Here is a 17927-nt window from a genome sequence, read left to right on the forward strand (position 1 = left end):
CAATTATTATCCGAAACGTCCGCTTAAATAATCATCGGTCTTTTTGTTGTCCGGCGTCACAAAAATTTTCTTGGTCAGCCCCGTTTCGATCAGCTCGCCGTTCAAGAAAAATGACGTCGTGTCAGAAATTCTTGAGGCCTGCTGCATGTTATGAGTCACTATGATACAAGTATACTCTTCTTTGAGCTTCAAGAGCATCTCTTCGATCAAACTGCTTGAAACAGGATCAAGCGCGCTCGTTGGTTCGTCAAGCAAAATCACTTCAGGTCTGACGGCAAGCACGCGTGCGATGCAAATGCGCTGCTGCTGCCCGCCTGAAAGAGCCATGGCGCTTTTTTTCAGATCGTCTTTGACCTCATCCCAGATTGCCGCCTGTTTGAGACTTGTTTCAACGCGTTCGTCCAAAACCTCTTTGTCCTTGATGCCTGCAATCCTCAACCCGTAGACAATGTTTTCATAAATTGAAAACGGAAATGGATTTGGCTGCTGAAACACCATGCCCACGCGCTTTCTGAGCGTAACCGTGTCGGTTTGCGGCGAATAGATGTCATTTCCGTCAAGCCTGATGTCGCCAGTGATCTTGACGTTTTCAATCATGTCGTTCATTCGATTCAAGCAGCGCAGATACGTGGATTTGCCGCAACCGGAAGGACCGATCAAAGCGTGAATGCCGCCTTGCGGAAAATCAAGCGTGATGCCTTTCAGCGCTTCTTTTTTGCCATAGTACAGATGAACGTCTTTTGTCGTAATAATTTCGTTCATAATTCCACCTACCCGAAGTTTCCGGAAACATAATCTTCAGTCGCCTTGATTGCCGGATTCGTAAAGATATGCTTCGTCTTGTCGTATTCGATCACGTGTCCCATATGGAAAAATGCAGTGTAGTCGCTGACCCTTGAGGCCTGTTGCATGTTATGAGTCACGATGATGATCGTGTATCTTTCCTTTAATTTCAGCATCGTTTCCTCAACTTTTAAAGTCGAAATCGGATCGAGCGCGCTGCATGGCTCATCCATCAGCAAAATATCCGGTTTCATCGCAATTGCGCGTGCGATGCACAAGCGCTGCTGCTGCCCGCCTGAAAGGGCCAAGGCGCTTTTGTCAAGATCGTCTTTGACCTCATCCCATAAAGCCGCACCTTTCAGGCTTTCTTCAACGATTCGGTCTTGTTCGACCTTGTCTTTCAAGCCTTTTTCCTTCAGCGCAAACGTGATGTTGTCGCGAATGGATTTTGAAAAAGGATTCGGACGCTGAAACACCATGCCCACGTGTTTTCGCATTTCGTAAACGTTGATGTTTCTTGAATTGATGTCGATTCCGCGATACATGATCTGACCTTCGACGCGCGCCACGTCGTCGTTCATTCGATTGAGGCTGCGCAGGAACGTGGATTTGCCTGAACCGGAAGCTCCGATCAAAGCAGTGATCCTGTTTTTCGGAAATTGCATATTGCCGTCAAAGAAGGCCTGCTTATTGCCGTAGAAAACCTGCAGATTATTCGTCGTCATCGCAATTTCGGTTTCTTTTTGATTGAACCGCACAATATAGGTATCTTTTAAGTCATATTTCAAAGCATCCATCTTCTCACCCCTGTTTTGCCGCCGTCAAATGCTGATAAAGCTTTTGTCCCAAGAAACGTGCCGATAAGTTGAATATCAAGACGGCAATGATCAAAACGGCCGAGGATCCGGCCGAAATCTGTTCCGCATCCGGCATGATGCCTTCAGAATTGATTTTCCAGATATGCACGGCCAAAGTTTCCGCCGGTCTGAACAGATTCAGAGGACTTGACGCATCGAACGGATTCCATTTCGTAAAGTCGACGCTCGTTGCACTTTGTCCTGCCGTGTAAATCAAAGCCGCAGCTTCGCCAAAGATTCTGCCGGCACACAAAACGATGCCGGTGACGATGCCGGGAATTGCTTCCGGCAAGATGACCTTGATCACGGTATGCCATTTTGACAGGCCAAGTGCAAGCCCTGCTTCACGCTGAAGCTTCGGCACGGAATTCAGAGAATCTTCAATATTTCGCGTCAGCAAAGGCAGATTGAAAAACGTCAATGCGATTGCACCGGACAAAATCGAAAAGCCGAGCTTGAACTGAACGACAAACAGCAGGAAGCCGAAGAGGCCGACCACGACCGAAGGGAGCGAGCTTAAAATTTCGATTGCCATGCGAATGACGTTCGTAAGTGCATTTTTCGGTGCATATTCAGCCAAAAAAATGCCAGCGCCAAGCGAAATCGGAAACGAAATTATCAAAGTCAAAATCAGCAGATAAAACGAATTGAACAACTGAATGCCGATGCCTCCCCCGGACGTAAAGGCCTTGGATGACGTCGTCAGAAACTTCCAGGAGATGTGCGGCAGTCCTTGAATCAAAATTCTTCCTATCAAGAATGCCAAAATCACGACGACGATTACTGCGATGATGCGAATCATCAGCAACGCAAGCGTATTTGTCTTTTTTGGATTCAATTACATTCTCCCCTTTCTTGAAATCATTCTTACCAAAATATTGAAGAACAACGACATCAAAAGCAAGACCAAAGCAAGCGACCACAATGCGTTGTTTGCGACCGTTCCCATGACGGTATTGCCGATTCCCATCGTCAGCACGCTGGTCAAAGTCGAGGCCGGATTCGTCAGACTCGTCGGCAAAAGCGAGGCATTGCCGATGACCATTTGAACCGCCAAAGCTTCACCGAATGCGCGCGCCATCCCAAACACGACGGCCGTCATGATGCCGGGAAGAGCCGCCCTCAAAATAACGCGCCAGATCGTCTGCCACTCGGTTGCACCAAGAGCAAGCGAAGCGGATTTGTAATGCTTCGGCACGGCTTTCAAACTGTCAACCGTCATCGACGTGATCGTCGGAAGAACCATTACGAACAAAACGAACGCCCCCGACAAAATGCCGTAGCCCGACCCGCCAAAGTGACTGCGCACGAACGGCACGACGACGGTTAAGCCGATAAACCCGTAAACGACGGAAGGAATGCCGACCAAAAGCTCAACGACGCTTTGCATAAACGCGCGACCTTTGCTTGACGAAAGTTCCGTCATGTAAAGGGCCGTCCCGATTGCAAACGGTGTTGCAAAGAGCGCCGCCAAAAGCGTAACGGCAAACGATCCGACGATCATCGGCAAAGCCCCGACAAGCGGCTTGCCGTCTTCGCCTTTGATGTTCGGATTCCAGTCGGTTCCCGTCAAGAAGTCCTTTAAACTCGCATGATTTTCCGTAAATGTCGCAATTCCTTTTGCAAACACGAATGCAAAAATTGAAACAACCACCACTAAAATCAAAATGATTGCCGCATAACTCAAAATCTTTCCTATTACATCCTGGTTCGATTCCTTCGAACGCTTCAATATTTTATCTCTAATCGGATCCATTCCGTTCACCTTCTTTGACCGGCACGACTTTGCCGTTTGAATCTTTTTTGACCTTCATCTCAGAAATCGACACGTAGCCCAGTGCCTTGACCAGATTCTTCTGCACGTAATCTGATTTCATATAACCAAGCAGTTTCTTTGTTTGTTCATTTGGTTTGCCGTAAGTATACATATGTTCATACGACCAGATTTTCCATTCACCCGTCTGAACGTTTCCGGCAGTCGGTTTCACTCCGTCAATTGCGATTCCGAGCACGTCTTTTGAAATATATGAAAATGACAAATAGCTGATTGCTCCAGGCGTGTGCGCGACCATCTTTGAAACGGTCCCGTTTGATTCCTGTTCCTGTGCCTTGGCCATCTTTTCATTTCCCATCACTGCGCTTTCAAACGCTGCTCTTGTTCCTGAACCTTGCGCGCGATTGATCAAAACGATTGCCAGATTTTTACCTCCGACCTGTTTCCAGTTCGTGTATTTTCCTGAAAAAATCCCGCGAAGCTGCTCCATCGTAAGTTTCGTGATGCCTGCTTCCTTATTCGTAACAGGTGCCAGCCCCATCACGCAGACCTTGTGATCAACCAAGTCCTTGCCCTTGATTCCGGGCTGCTGATTGGCAAAAATATCCGAATTCCCAATCGAAACCGCTCCTGCCTGAACTTGTGAAAGCCCAGTTCCGGACCCTCCCCCTTGAACCGTAATCGACACGTCGTGATTATCTTTTTGATATTCTTCAGCTGCCATCTCGACCATCGGCTGCAGCGCCGTTGATCCGACAACCGTAATTTCTCTTTTTTGCTGCGCTTTCGAACCGCATCCGACAAGCACAAGTGCCATCAGCGATACAAGGCACAGAATCCGAAAATTCTTTCTCATGACAATCGCCCTTTCTTTATTTTCATTACAATTGTAAAGTTCCAATGTAAAGGTCGTTGGGTCGTTTTGTAAAGGATATGTAAAGAATGTAAGTTATGTATTGATCGGATTGACGCTTGCTGCAACAGCACTGTATTTCGCCAAATTTTCACGGCAAAATGCAGTGCTCGCGGCAGCCAAAGTCTGCTTTTATACTCGTTTTTGCCTGCTCACACGGCTAAATCCAGCGCCGCGGAACTAGAAGTAGACAAAAACGAAGCAAAATGATCGTATTTTGTCTACCGCTGCCTTCAAAAGTCCCCCGTGCGGACCTCAAAGTAGACAAAAACAAAGCAAAACGACCGTTTTTTGTCTACCGCTGCCTTCAAAAAGCCCCCGCGCGGACTCAGAAGTAGACAAAAACAAGCAAAACGACCGTTTTTTGTCTACCGCTGCCTTCAAAAAGCCCCCGCGCGGACCTCAAAGTAGACAAAAACAAAGCAAAACGACCGTTTTTTGTCTACCGCTGCCTTCAAAAAGCCCCCGCGCGGACCTCAAAGTAGACAAAAACGGAGCAAAACGACCGCATTTTGTCTACCTCCGCTTTCAAAAAGCCCCCGCGCGGACCTCAAAGTAGACAAAAACGGAGCAAAACGACCGCATTTTGTCTACTCCCGCTCCCCAAAAGCCCCCGCGCGGACCTCAAAGTAGACAAAAACGGAGCAAAACGACCGCATTTTGTCTACCTCCGCTTTCAAAAAGCCCCCGCGCGGACCTCAAAGTAGACAAAAACGGAGCAAAACGACCGCATTTTGTCTACCTCCGCTTTCAAAAAGCCCCCGCGCGGACCTCAAAGTAGACAAAAACGGAGCAAAACGACCGCATTTTGTCTACTCCCGCTCCCCAATCCGGCTCGCGCGGTCCCGAAAGTAGAACAAAATCCCTAAAAATTGCAAAAATGTTCTGCCGCTTCCCGTCCGCAATATCCCCTAACCACAACCACCCTCAACATCCGCGCCACCCCCATTCCGCGAAAAAAACCGCAGCACCCAACGGCACTGCGGTTTTTCAATAAATTTTCAGATTTCGACGCTTTCCCAAGCACCAAACTTCTTATTGGCAAAAGCCTGACACAGCTTGGCACCAAGCCCCGCCTCGTCATGGAAACTTTGCAATTGATCCGGGTTAAATTCTGCTTCGCAATCGGACGCATTGACCAGATATGCGACTGCTTCATCGCCCAAAAAGCGACCGATGCCAAAAAACGTTCCGCTAACGAACAAGGATAGCTCACCGCGACTCAGCACCTGCGACGCCCGGCGCTTTGAAATTAAGCATTTCATGAATTGCAGCATCTCTTGATTCTCGTGCCCCCATGGGAAGAAACGGCGGTTGTCCGGATCGGAATCACCGACAAGACCAGCTTCATCCCCGTAGTAAACGCAAGGAATCCCAGGGAACATGAACAATAGCTCCCATGCAGTTCTGACAAGCTGCATCTTTCCCGAACACGCCGTAATGATGCGCTTGGTGTCATGCGTATCCAAATTGTTCAGCGAATTGAAGAAGAAATCTCGCGGATAGTTTTCGCGAAGCTGCATCAGTTCGTGCGCAATTTCAAGCGGAGATCTAGAGCTTAACACCAGATCAATGATGCACTTTCTCAGCGGATAGTTCATGACGCCGTAAAGACCGTTGCCATAAACGTAGCGGCGCCGCTTGGAGTAGGCAACCTTGTTTGAAGCATCCTCCCAGACTTCGCCGATCAAGACGCGCTTCTTATAATCATCCAAAGTTTTGCGGATGTTTTCAATAAAGTCATCCGTCAATTCGTCCGCAACGTCAAGCCGCCAGCCGTCAACGCCAAAGCTCGTCCACTTGCTGATGACGCTGTCTTTTTTGCCGTAGATAAACTGCTGATAGTCCGGATTTTCCTTATCAACGGTCGGCAAGTCGGACACGCCCCACCACGAATCATAGGAATCGGGATAGTGAATGAAGCGAAACCACGAATAATACTTGCTTTCCTTGTTGCGAAAAGCGCCTTCGTCATCGCCGTAAAGTCCGCCTGCATTGAAATAGCGGCTGTTTTTGCCGACGTGATTGAACACGCCGTCCAAAATCACGTGAATCCCGTTTGCATGCAGCTTTTGCAAAAGCTCTGCAAAATCATCTTCTGTTCCGAGCATCGGATCGATTTTCATGTAATCGTTGGTATCGTATCGATGGTTGCTGGTCGCCTCAAAAACGGGATTCAGGTAGATCATCGTGATGCCAAGCTCCTTTAAATAAGGAATCTTTTCGATGATGCCACGAATGTTGCCGCCGTAAAAATCCCAGCGATCAATGCCGCCGTCCTTGTTTCTGATGTACATCGGCAGATCCGAATCCGTCCCGTAAATGAAACTGTTCTGCTTGCGACCATCGATTCTGCCATCGGGATTCCCGTTTGCGAACCGATCCGGAAAAATCTGGTAGCAAACCGCATCCTGATACCAATCGGGGGCTTCGACCCCGTGCTCATACACCGTCAACTGGTAGGAATGCTCGGAAAGTTCGCCCTCATTCTGCGTGACGCCAAGTCCCAAACAGTAATAATAGGTCTGCTCAGAATTATTTTCGTACAAAACGAGCTTGAAGTAATAAAACAAAAGTCCGGCAGAGCCTGCCGTATACGTGCAGCAATAGCGTCCGTCATGCTGATCTTCCATCTGTAAAATGCAGGGCGTTGATTCGCCGTCGCGATAAATTTCCAGCTCAACGCTTTTAACGTAAGCGTCATAGACTTCAATCATGAATTCTGCTGCCTGACCTGCTTTGATTGCGCCAAAGGGTCGCTTGTACTCTTTTCTCCAAGGATTAAAGCGGATATTGGCCATTTGCTCCACAATCCTTTCCGTCTAACGGGGCAGAAGGGGCAACGTGCCAAATTTCGTCAGCGTACTTTTGAATCGTATAATCAGATGAGAAGTAGCCGGCATTTGCAATGTTGACGAGGCACTTCTTGTTCCAAAGCGACGGATTGCGGTACGTCTTTTCGACCTCGCTTTGTGCTCTCAGATAATCTTCGAAGTCGCGCAAAACAAAGTATTCATCTTTGTCACGCACGAGCGAATTGAAAATTTCCGCACCTTCTGCGCTGATTGAAGGAATCGTTCCGTCGACAAACGCATCAAGCACACGATGCAAAATCGGGTCGTTTGCGTAATAGTCGCTTGACTGATAGCTGTGATCGGCTTCGTATTGCAAAACTTCTTCTTTCTTCAGACCGAAGATAAAAATGTTGTCCTCGCCCACGTAATCCTTGATTTCAATGTTGGCACCGTCAAGCGTTGCAACGGTCAAGGCTCCGTCGAGCATGAATTTCATGTTGGACGTGCCGGATGCTTCCTTTGTGGCCGTTGAAATCTGCTCGCTGACGTCCGCAGCCGGAATGATCTTTTCCGCAAGCGATACCCCGTAGTCTTCCAGGAAGACGACCTTGAGCTTGTCTTTGATCGTTTTGTCGTTGTTGATCAGGTTGCCGACCTCATTGATGCATTTGATGATTGATTTTGCATAATGATAGCTCGGAGCAGCCTTGGCACCAAAAATGAAGACGCGCGGCACGACGTCTTTTTTCGGATCATCCTTCAGATCAAGGTAATATTTCACGATTTTCAGCAAGTTGAGCAATTGACGCTTGTATGCGTGAAGACGCTTGACCTGAACGTCAAAGATCGCATCCGGCGAAACGACGATTCCCGTCGTCTGTTTGATATATTTTGCAAGATCGACCTTGTTTTGATGCTTTGCCTTGCCGATATCGGCAAGCAGGCGCCAATCGTTGAGATGCGTTGCGAGATTGTGCAGCTCTTTCGGATTGCTGCGCCACTTCGTTCCGATTGTCTTGTCGATAATCTTGGCAAGGCGCGGATCAGCGATTTGAAGCCAGCGTCTGATCGTGATCCCGTTCGTCTTATTATTGAAACGTTCCGGATAAAGATGGTAGAAATCCTTCAAAACGTCTTGTTCCAAAAGATCCGTATGCAATTTAGCCACACCGTTCGTGCTGTGCGACCCGATGATTGCAAGGTGTGCCATATGCACGATGCCGTTGTTCACGATGCGCGTGCCAGAAATAAGGTCGGTCTCTGCTCTTTTGGCAAGTTCAAGCGCATAGCGCCGGTCAATTTCCGCAATGATTTGCATGATGCGCGGCTGCACGCGTTCAATAAAGGAAACCGGCCATTTTTCAAGCGCTTCCGACATGATTGTGTGGTTCGTGTAGCTCATCGTCTTGACGGTCTGATCAAAGGCCTCGTCCCAGCCCATCTTTTCATCGTCAAGCAGAATGCGCATAAATTCAGCGACGCACATTGCAGGATGAGTATCATTGATGTGCACGGAAATATGATCTGAAATTTCACTCATCGGCTTGCCGTACTTCTTGTAATGGCGTACGATACTTTGAAGACCTGCCGAAACGAAGAAGTATTCCTGACGGAGTCTCAACAAACGTCCTTCTTCGTTTGAATCGTCCGGGTAAAGAACTGAGGTCAGATCTTCGACTTTTCTTCTCGATTCAATGGTCGGAAACTTGACTTCTTCTGAAGCAGGAATTTGCGCATCCCACAATCTCATCGTGTTGACGTGATTGTTTTTGTAGCCGACAATCCCCGTATCGTAAGGAACAGCCCGAATGATATAAGAAATTTTTGTAAACCGGCTGAAGCACGCCGTCAACTTCTTCCAAATAGACCTGTCCGCCGAATTTGACGTCAACGGCCTTGCTTTCGCGCGCAACTTCCCAGACGTTTCCTTGATTGAGCCATTCGTTCGGAAGTTCGACCTGATAGCCATCAACGAACTTTTGCTTGAACAGGCCGTACTTGTAGCGAATCCCGTTGCCGTTGACCGGGAGTCCGTCGGATGCGCTCGAATCCATGAAGGCGCTCGCCAAACGACCGAGTCCACCGTTTCCCAAAGCCATGTCGCGTTCTGCTTCGGCAATCTCATCCAGACTGAGTCCCATCTCTTTAAAGGCCGAATCAACCAGTTCGTACCAGCCCATGTTCAAAAGATTGCTCTTGAGCAGCCTCCCTGGCAAAAACTCGATTGAAAAATAATAGACCTGCTTTTGGTCTTCTTTGATGTAATTCTTCCACGTCTTGCGCCAAATGTCGGAATAACCGGACTTGACGACTGCCGCCAGCGTCTGATACAGCTCTTCCGGCGTCGCATCCTTGACGTCCAAAGCATATTCATCGGTCAAACGCCGCTTGAATTCCTTGATAAACTGTTCCTTAGTGATTTCCATACGCTTACCCTCCTTGAAAAACGTAAACTAACGTAAAATTTGCTCATACAAGTCAAGATAATTCTGACTTGCACTGTCCCAACTGAAATCAGAAGTCATCGCCGTCTTCATCATGCTTGCCCAGACTTTTGGCTGCTTGTTGTAGACGTTTAGTGCCTGCTTGATTTCCTCCATCATCCAAAACGACCCGAATTCTTCGAAGCCAAATCCAGTGCCGACTCCTTCAATCGGATTATATGCCCATACCGAATCTCTGAGTCCGCCGATCTGATGAACGATCGGCAGCGTGCCGTAACGCATTGAAATCATTTGCGAAAGCCCGCACGGTTCAAATGCGGACGGCATCAAGAACATGTCGCATCCGGCATAGATCTGCTGTGCAAGCTCAACGTCAAAGTCGATGCAGGCGCTGCATTTTTCAGGATAGCGCCCTGAAAAATAGCGAAAATCATGCTCAAAGTTGGCATAACCGGTTCCAAGCACGACGAGCTGAACGTTGAACTGCATCAGATTCGACATTTCCTGAGAAACGAGCTGGAATCCCTTTTGATAGGTCAGGCGGCTGACGATTCCAATCAAAGGCACGTCAGGCTTGACCGGAAGACCGAATTTCTTTTGCAGAGCCTCTTTGTCCTTTTTCTTGCCGGCAAGATTTTTGACGGAAAAATTATAAGGAATTGCCGGATCTTTTTCCGGATCGTTCGTTTCATAATCAATCCCGTTCAAAATTCCCGACAGCTTGAAACTGCACATTCTCAAAATGTCGTCAAGACCGCAGCCGAATTCTTTCGTTTGAATCTCTGCCGCATAAGACGGGCTGACGGTATTGATGCGATCGGCATAAAAGATGCCCGCTTTCATAAAGTTGACGGCGTCTCCCATCTGAATCGTGCCGTCATCATAGCGATCGGCGCTCATCCCGAACAATTCCGACATGACTTCTCTGCCGTATTGCCCTTGAAATTCCAGATTGTGAATCGTCAAAACGGTCGCAACGTGATTGAAGGCTTCGATCCAGCCGTACTTTTCGCGCAGCAAAAACGGGATGAATGCCGTGTGATAATCGTTGCAGTGCAAAATATCCGGAATGTAGCTGATGCGCTGCATCAACTCGATCACCGCCTGCTGGAAGAAAGCAAAGCGTTCGCCGTCATCATAATACCCGTAGATTCCCGGCCGATCAAAATAGTACTTGTTGTCCAAAAAATAATATTGAACGCCATCCATCTTCAGCGTTTTGACGCCGCAATACTGCATGCGCCAACCGACGCTGACGTAAAAATTGAACAAATCGGTCAGTTTGGCCTGATATTTTTCAGGCATCGTCGTATAAAACGGCAAAACGACGCGGACTTCGTTGCCTTTCTTGGCGAGAGCTTTCGGCAAGGCTCCCGCAACATCGCCCAATCCGCCCGTCTTAAAGAACGGAGCGCATTCGGCAGCCGTAAACAGAATTTTCATTTGTTTCACCCCCCGATAACGTCAGCGCAAACATGCTCATGCTTCTTGATGACAACCGGATTTTCAGGCGTGCCTTCGATTCTGACGCTTGGTTCGACCGTCACGCACTTGTCCAAAATCGCATATTTGACGCTTGCGCCTTGCTTGATATTGGCGTTTGCCATCACGATCGATCCGATGACTTCCGCATCTTTTTCAACCGTCGTACACCGCGAAATCAGACTGTGATCAATTTTTCCGTCAATGATGCATCCCGTTGCCAGCTGACTTGCGCTGACCTTTGAACCCTTTGAAAAATACGTCGCAACTTCATTTTTCGTTCTCGTGATCACCTTTTGACTTGAAAACAGCAGCGAATTGAAGTTTTCAGGATCAAGCATGTCCATGTTCGCATCGTAATAGCTCTTCATGTTGTAGATGTTGCTGAGATACCCGCTGTACTCATAAGCATAAGTATCGACCCTGCCGAGCTGTTCAATCAAAAATTCCTCGATGCTTGCCGGCATCCCGATGCTTTCGCCTTCCTTCAAGGCTTCTATCAGCCAATCCGTCTTGACCATGAAGATGCTCATCGACAGATTGTACAAATCTTGATTTTTTTCAACGTTGCCGAACCTGGTGTGGCCCGTCACGCGATTGTCGGAACTCAGATCGAGAATCTGGTCGTCGTTTGCGATTTTTTCGCAAGAAACGCGCTTGAAAACTGCCGTCATCGTGGCATTCTGTGACTGATGAACGTTGAGCACGGTTCGAAGATCGATGTTGCACAGCATTTTATTGCCGATAAATACAGTGTATGCGGACTTCGACTTGCGCAAGAAATCAATGATGTTGCAGTAATAATCTTTGCCTTCGGCCTTTTTGCGCAAAATATCCTGATAAAAGCTCAGGTACTGATAGCTCCCGATGCTGTCAAGTCCCCATTCGCGACCACCGCCCAGGTGATCAAACACGGATTTCACGCGACCTTCGTTCAAAATAATGTAAACCGTTCGAATATTGGCATTGGCGGCACTTGAAATCGCAAAATCCATAATTCTGTATTTGCAATCAAAATAAAGCGTTGAAAGCGGACGATTTTCCGTCAACGGCATCAATCCGCTGTATTCGTGTTCGTTGCCCAAAATGGCACACATCTTGTTAGCCTTCATCTACGGTCACCCCTATCACTTCTGAATTCCCTACGACTGCAACCTCATCTGTTCCGTCAATGACCGCACCATCTCCGATGACTGCATTTTCACCGATAATCGCCCGGTTGATCTTGACGTTTTTGCCGATTGAAGCACCGGTCATGACGACCGAATCCTTGATTGAAGCACCCTCTTTGACCTGAACGCTGGCCGCCAGGATGCTGTGCTTGACTTCCCCTGAAATGAAGCATCCGTCAACGATCATCGAATTTTCAACGTCAGCTTTTTCGGTAACGAACTGCGGCGGCGCAATCGGATTTTTAGAATAGATGCGCCAGTTCTTATCGCGAATGTCAAGTCCGCCTTCGTCATCGATGAACTCCATGTTTGCGCGCCACAAGGAATCGATCGTGCCAACGTCTTTCCAATAGCCTGAAAAATGGTAGGCGTAAACGTTGTCACCGCTCTTGATGTAAAACGGAATGACGTTTTTGCCGAAGTCGTACATGTCGACGTCCTTTTGGAAGCTGTTCATCAAAACGTTTCTGAGTCGCGCCCAAGTGAAGATGTAGATTCCCATCGAAGCGTGGTTGCTCTTCGGTTCGGCCGGCTTTTCTTCAAATTCAGTGATCCGATCGTTCTCATCGGTGTTCATGATGCCAAAGCGGCTCGCTTCATCCCATGGCACGTCGATTACGGCAACGGTCAAAGCCGCATTGTTTTCCTTATGCTGATTGAGCATGTCCTCATAGTCCATCTTATAGATGTGATCGCCTGATAAAACAAGCAGGTATTCCGGATCCATCATATCGATATAATCGATGTTTTGGTAAATGGCATGTGCCGTTCCCTCAAACCACTTGCTGCCTTCATTGTTCGAATAAGGCTGAAGAATCGTGACGCCGGAATCAAAGCCGATCAAGTCCCCAGCTTGCGCCATTGCCGATGTGATTGTTCAAAACAAGCGGCTGATACTGTGTAATGACGCCGATGTTCTTGACCCCGGAATTCACGCAGTTGCTGAGCGTAAAGTCAATGATGCGATACCTTCCGCCAAAGGGCACAGCCGGCTTTGCGATGTTCTGCGTTAATTTTCCCAGGCGAGTCCCTTTGCCCCCCGCCAGAATCATGGCAAGCATTTCATTTTTCATTTCACCAGATGGAAAAACTCCATCCTTCACCTTCCTTCCTGCTGTTATTTTTCGCTTGTGACCTTTTTAGTCTTTCCGGATTCCGTTTTTACGGTAATCTTCGTCTTCTTCTTCCGCGGGCTTCGCTTCTTCCTCCTGCCTGCCTTCCTTTCATCATCCGTCATCCGATAGAGATGGTTGACGTAGCGCGTATTGACGTCGACCGGCTTCAGAATCAGCGTGCCGAATGCCGGCACGTTCGTCTTAATGCTCTGATCGTAATTTTTAAATGTTGCGTCGTTGGTCTTCTTTTGCGGATTGCGTCGCAAAAGCGTGCCGCCGAATTCCTTTGTTTCCGTGTTCAAAATTTCCTTGTACGTTCCGGGATAAGGAACCCCGATTGAAAAATCATTTTGCTCGACTGCCGTCAGGTTCATGATGATAATCAAGAAGTCGTTTTTCTTCTTTCCGTGGCGAACAAAACTCAAAATCGTCTGTTCGCGATTGTCGGCATCGATGACCTCGAGACTTTCAGGTTTGTTTTCGGTTTCCCAAAGAGACCTTTCTTCCCTGTACAGTTTATTCAGCGTTGCAGTAAAATGCTGCATTTTAGCATTCAATTCGTCTTCCAGATCTCCGAACGGAAGTCCTTCATAATATCTCCATTCAAGATACTGTCCCCATTCGCTTCCCATAAACAGGAGCTTTTTGCCCGGATGAGTCATCTGATAGGCATAAAGCGTGCGCAGCTGGGCCAGCTGGCGATAGCGATCGCCCCACATCTTGTTCATCAGGCTCTTCTTGCCGTGCACGACCTCGTCATGCGACAGCGGCAAAACGAAATTTTCGGACATCCGATACATCCAGGAAAAAGTCAGCATATCCAAATGATCGCCTCTAAAAAGAGGATCCATTTGGAAGAAGTTCAAAACGTCGTTCATCCAGCCCATGTTCCACTTGTAATCGAATCCGAGCGAATCTTCTTCAAGCATTCCCGTGACCTTGGTACCCGCTGAGCTTTCTTCAGCAATCAAAATCGTCTTCGGATGGGCAAATTTGACGACCTTGTTGAACTTGCGCAAAAAATGCCATCCTTCGAGGTTGCGATTTCCGCCATATTTATTCGGTTTCCAAGGCTTGTCGCCATAGTCCAGATAAATCATGTTCGACACCGCATCGATCCGAAGCCCGTCCAAGTGGAATTTTTCGATCCAAAAGAATGCGCTTGAAATCAAAAACGCTTGCACCTGCGGCTTTCCCAAATCAAAATTCAGGGCGCCCCATTCCGGATTCGATGCGCGATCATGGTCCTCGTACTCGTATGTTGCGGTTCCGTCAAAATAAGCCAAAGCATCATCATTGATGCAGTAATGTCCGGGAACCCAGTCAACAATCACGCCGATGTTTTGATTGTGGCATTCATCGACGAAGCGCTGAAACTGCTCCGGCTTCCCGTAAGCCTGACAAAACGCGAAATACCCAATCAATTGGTATCCCCATGAAGCATCAAGCGGATGCTCCATCAGCGGCATGAACTCAACGTGCGTATAGTTCATTTTCTTGAGATACGGCACGAGTTCTTCCGTCAGATCGTCAAAATCATACGGTCTGCCGTCATCATGATTTTTCCAAGATCCGGCATGTACTTCATAGATGTTCAGCGGTCGCTCAAAGTAGTTGGAGCGTTTTTGGCGACCGCGCCAAAGACCGTCGCTCCATTTAAATTCAGGGATCGTATGGATGATTGAAGCATCGTTTGGACGCTCCTCAAACCTCATCGCATACGGATCGATCTTGTAGACTATTCTCCCAGTACTTTGCTTGACCTTAAACTTATACAGCTGCCCTTCTTTTGCATCATTAGTCAATACGCTCCACACGCCGTACCCGTCCTTTTCCATCGGAAGCGTGTCTTCCCAATCGTTAAAATCCCCGACAAGCCAAATCATTTGCGCATTCGGTGCCCAAACTCGAAAAAGATAACCTTCCTCAACTCTATGCGGTCCAAACAGCTGCTCGGCATGATAGTTTTCACCGGCAGCAAAGGTTTTGAGCGCATTTTCGAGATTAAAATCCGCTTTTTCCATAAAAAGTCCCCCTTTGCAAAATTCGAACAGCAGTATCTATTAATTATCTCTCTAATGACATCATATCACAGTTGCATAAAAATTAGTTGATATTTTCTCATTTTTATCCAAAAACTTTGATTGCGTTTACAATTACCGCTTTAAGCCATTTTCGCAACGATAAGTCAACGATTTTCCAATGAATAATTTAAGAATTTTATTAATGATAAATGAGCTTCTGTATAGTTGTTGCGACCAGATTGAAATTTTGCCAAAATATTTTCTCTCATCTTTGACAAACTAGATGAAAAGCTCATTAATTCCTTGCTATTATTATATTTTGGCAAACTATACTTCTTTTAAAGACAACATTATTCTTCAAACATTTAACAAAAAAGAGCCCTGTTTTCTCACAAGGCTCTTCTTCATTTTATTTTAATCTATAAACTAAGCGTTGGAATTTTATGCAAATTTATTTTTTACAGTTTAATTTTTGAACGTTGCCAAATATTGCTTTTTCAGACAGCTTGCTGCCTTCTTAACCCCTGTCGGCATCCGAACATTTTTATCGCCAGCGGTCCAAAATAAAATTCGAATTTTTACGCAATATGATTTTCACGCAAAATTTTCTCAACGATTTCCTCCATTTCGGGTGTTCGTTTCCATTCCTCAAAATGGTCAAAATCTTCTTTTGGCATCTCAAAATTTTCGTTGATGTAATTTTCGTATGCGATCACGTTTTTTGAACGCGGAATGTTCAGCTGCAAAATCCGCACGCTTTTGATAAAACCGCGAATTGCCGCAAGTTCTGCACGACCGTTTTGCGCAATGTCCGACACTTCGTAATACTTGCTGCCGTCATTTCGCGTAATTTCTTCAATCAGATTCAAAGTCTCGTTGCTCTTCATAATAATCACTCCCGGTTCAATTATATCTTAAAATCCGTTCAGACAAAACAAAAACCACCGTAATCACATAGGTTACAGTGGTTGGCATAAGAGAGAAAGAGAATTGATTAGAAGGTAAACTAATTAATACCTTACCCGTACATAATAACGCTTACAGAAAGCGTTGTCAATAATAAATAAGAAAAAATTAAGCCGCGAGATAACGGTAATCCCGTCCTTATTTTCCTGTCGCTTTTCCTAAGTGATTGCACAATTTTTCCGTTGACCCGAAACTGGATTTTGCCATAAAAATTTCCGTGAAGCAATCAGAAACTGCATGTTTCAGTAATCACTCCTGATTTTAGCTAAAAATTGGCATATTTTTGCGATCCATACTATAATAGGCAAGTGAACTCAACGAATTGCGAGGCATTTTCATGATTAACAAAAAACAACTTGCACTGAGTCTTTTCATTGGGGCGGGACTCATTTTAATCAAACTCGTCACATTGGCACTTGCTTCACCGAACGATACGCAGCTCCAGACCGTTTTCTCGCTGTTTTCCATGGGGATGTGGTACGTGCCCTTATTGTTTGTTCTTCTCTACTATTTCGTTTATTCCTCAATCTGCTATTTGGTTTTGCGCGTAATCACGTACACGTTGAATAACGTTTTTCATAAGTGATCAGAGGCTGAGACAAAAGTCCCGTTTTCCTCTTGAAATAAATTAAATGCTGAACAAAGACGGTCGATTTGTGACTGACTTCGTCCGGCTTTTTTAATTTTGATAACTTTTTTGTCAAATGCAGCGTTGAGAATCGCCTGCTCACTCAATGTCCAAGACTGGCTTAAGGGAAAAACGGTGATTTTGGAGATTTGCCCGTAGATGCCGGTCTTCGGTTACAGGCAAAACAATGGCGATGGCCGCACGGACACTAGGGCAGACAAAAACAACGCCTTTCTGCCAAATTTTGTCTACTCTTGCGTCCAATTCTTCCGACCGCGGGCTCCGAAAGTAGAACAAATTTTCAAAAAATTGAAAAAATGTTCTACCGCCGACTCCAAATCCGCCCCGCGCGGCTCCGAAAGTAGAACAAATTTTCCAAAATTTGAAAAAATGTTCTACCGCCGACTCCAAATCCGCCCTGCGCGGCTCCGAAAGTAGAACAAAATCTCCAAAATTTGAAAAAATGTTCTACCGCCGACTCCAAATCCGCCCCGCGCGCCTCCGAAAGTAGAACAAATTTTCCAAAATTTGAAAAAATGTTCTACCGCCAACTCCAAATCCGCCCTGCGCGGCTCCGAAAGTAGAACAAATTCTCCAAAAATTGAAAAAATGTTCTACCGCCGACTCCAAATCAGGCTCACGCGGGCTCCAAAGTAGAACAAAATCTCCAAAATTTGAAAAAATGTTCTACTGCCGACTCCAAATTCGCCCTGCGCGGCTCCGAAAGTAGAACAAAATCTCCAAAATTTGAAAAAATGTTCTACCGCCGACTCCAAATCAGGCTCACGCGGGCTCCGAAAGTAGAACAAAATCTCCAAAATTTGAAAAAATGTTCTACCGCCGACTCCAAATCCGCCCCGCGCGGGCTCCAAAGTAGAACAAAATCTCCAAAAATTGAAAAAATGTTCTACCGCCGACTCCAAATTCGGCCTGCGTGCCTCCGAAAGTAGAACAAAATCTCCAAAAATTGAAAA

General features: G+C 46.7%; 11 protein-coding genes and 2 pseudogenes. 1 reads left to right on the forward strand and 12 read right to left on the reverse strand.

The annotated features are described in order from the left end of the window. Nucleotides 1-6 precede the first annotated feature (6 nt). The 12 genes and pseudogenes from pstB (LRC_RS07940) to LRC_RS07995 form a co-directional block, all read right to left on the reverse strand. Entirely contained in the window at nt 7-762 is a 756-nt protein-coding gene (gene pstB / locus LRC_RS07940) for a phosphate ABC transporter ATP-binding protein PstB (RefSeq protein WP_014073920.1), read from the reverse strand. An 8-nt stretch (nt 763-770) separates the two neighbouring features. Beyond that, nucleotides 771-1571, reverse strand: coding sequence for a phosphate ABC transporter ATP-binding protein PstB (gene pstB, locus LRC_RS07945; protein WP_014073921.1), 801 nt, complete (start codon nt 1569-1571; stop codon nt 771-773). Nucleotides 1572-1584: 13 nt separating this feature from the next. Beyond that, entirely contained in the window at nt 1585-2478 is an 894-nt protein-coding gene (gene pstA / locus LRC_RS07950; protein WP_014073922.1) for a phosphate ABC transporter permease PstA, read from the reverse strand. After that, nucleotides 2479-3396 carry a phosphate ABC transporter permease subunit PstC gene (gene pstC / locus LRC_RS07955; protein WP_014073923.1) on the reverse strand — a complete coding sequence of 306 codons (918 nt, stop codon included), beginning with the start codon at nt 3394-3396 and terminating at the stop codon, nt 2479-2481. Further along, on the reverse strand, nt 3383-4270 hold the full coding sequence (locus LRC_RS07960) for a phosphate ABC transporter substrate-binding protein PstS family protein (protein WP_014073924.1): 888 nt from the start codon (nt 4268-4270) through the stop codon (nt 3383-3385). Before LRC_RS07960 ends, pstC begins: the two co-directional genes overlap by 14 nt. Before the next feature lie 1058 nt (nt 4271-5328). After that, the gene (locus LRC_RS07965) at nt 5329-7128 is read right to left on the reverse strand and encodes an alpha-amylase family glycosyl hydrolase (RefSeq protein ID WP_014073925.1); all 1800 of its coding nucleotides are present in this window, start codon (nt 7126-7128) and stop codon (nt 5329-5331) included. After that, a pseudogene (locus LRC_RS07970) lies at nt 7109-9548 on the reverse strand (glycogen/starch/alpha-glucan phosphorylase). Before LRC_RS07970 ends, LRC_RS07965 begins: the two are co-directional and overlap by 20 nt. A gap of 27 nt (nt 9549-9575) precedes the next feature. Continuing rightward, nucleotides 9576-11009 (reverse strand): glycogen synthase GlgA, encoded by a 1434-nt coding sequence (gene glgA, locus LRC_RS07975; protein ID WP_014073926.1) that lies wholly within the window; start codon nt 11007-11009, stop codon nt 9576-9578. A 5-nt stretch (nt 11010-11014) separates the two neighbouring features. After that, nucleotides 11015-12160, reverse strand: coding sequence for a glucose-1-phosphate adenylyltransferase subunit GlgD (gene glgD / locus LRC_RS07980; protein WP_014073927.1), 1146 nt, complete (start codon nt 12158-12160; stop codon nt 11015-11017). Next, nucleotides 12150-13293: pseudogene (locus LRC_RS07985) on the reverse strand (glucose-1-phosphate adenylyltransferase). The gene glgD and the pseudogene LRC_RS07985 overlap by 11 nt, the downstream one beginning before the upstream one ends. A gap of 44 nt (nt 13294-13337) precedes the next feature. Further along, nucleotides 13338-15359 (reverse strand): 1,4-alpha-glucan branching protein GlgB, encoded by a 2022-nt coding sequence (gene glgB / locus LRC_RS07990; protein ID WP_014073928.1) that lies wholly within the window; start codon nt 15357-15359, stop codon nt 13338-13340. A 578-nt stretch (nt 15360-15937) separates the two neighbouring features. Further along, the gene (locus LRC_RS07995; protein ID WP_014073929.1) at nt 15938-16246 is read right to left on the reverse strand and encodes a hypothetical protein; all 309 of its coding nucleotides are present in this window, start codon (nt 16244-16246) and stop codon (nt 15938-15940) included. 416 nt (nt 16247-16662) lie between these two features. Between LRC_RS07995 and LRC_RS08000 the strand changes: the two genes are divergently transcribed. Then, nucleotides 16663-16911, forward strand: coding sequence for a hypothetical protein (locus LRC_RS08000; RefSeq protein WP_014073930.1), 249 nt, complete (start codon nt 16663-16665; stop codon nt 16909-16911). Nucleotides 16912-17927 lie beyond the last annotated feature (1016 nt).

It is taken from the genome of Ligilactobacillus ruminis ATCC 27782, from assembly GCF_000224985.1.
Lineage (GTDB): Bacteria > Bacillota > Bacilli > Lactobacillales > Lactobacillaceae > Ligilactobacillus > Ligilactobacillus ruminis.

Excerpts from the sequence above, each read along its gene's own strand:
- glgA (WP_014073926.1), bottom strand. The coding sequence starts at position 11,009 with ATGAAAATTCTGTTTACGGCTGCCGAATGCGCTCCGTTCTTTAAGACG.
- LRC_RS08000 (WP_014073930.1), top strand. The coding sequence starts at position 16,663 with ATGATTAACAAAAAACAACTTGCACTGAGTCTTTTCATTGGGGCGGGA.
- LRC_RS07960 (WP_014073924.1), bottom strand. The coding sequence starts at position 4,270 with ATGAGAAAGAATTTTCGGATTCTGTGCCTTGTATCGCTGATGGCACTT.
- pstB (WP_014073920.1), bottom strand. The coding sequence starts at position 762 with ATGAACGAAATTATTACGACAAAAGACGTTCATCTGTACTATGGCAAA.
- LRC_RS07995 (WP_014073929.1), bottom strand. The coding sequence starts at position 16,246 with ATGAAGAGCAACGAGACTTTGAATCTGATTGAAGAAATTACGCGAAAT.
- glgB (WP_014073928.1), bottom strand. The coding sequence starts at position 15,359 with ATGGAAAAAGCGGATTTTAATCTCGAAAATGCGCTCAAAACCTTTGCT.
- pstC (WP_014073923.1), bottom strand. The coding sequence starts at position 3,396 with ATGGATCCGATTAGAGATAAAATATTGAAGCGTTCGAAGGAATCGAAC.
- glgD (WP_014073927.1), bottom strand. The coding sequence starts at position 12,160 with ATGAAGGCTAACAAGATGTGTGCCATTTTGGGCAACGAACACGAATAC.
- LRC_RS07965 (WP_014073925.1), bottom strand. The coding sequence starts at position 7,128 with ATGGCCAATATCCGCTTTAATCCTTGGAGAAAAGAGTACAAGCGACCC.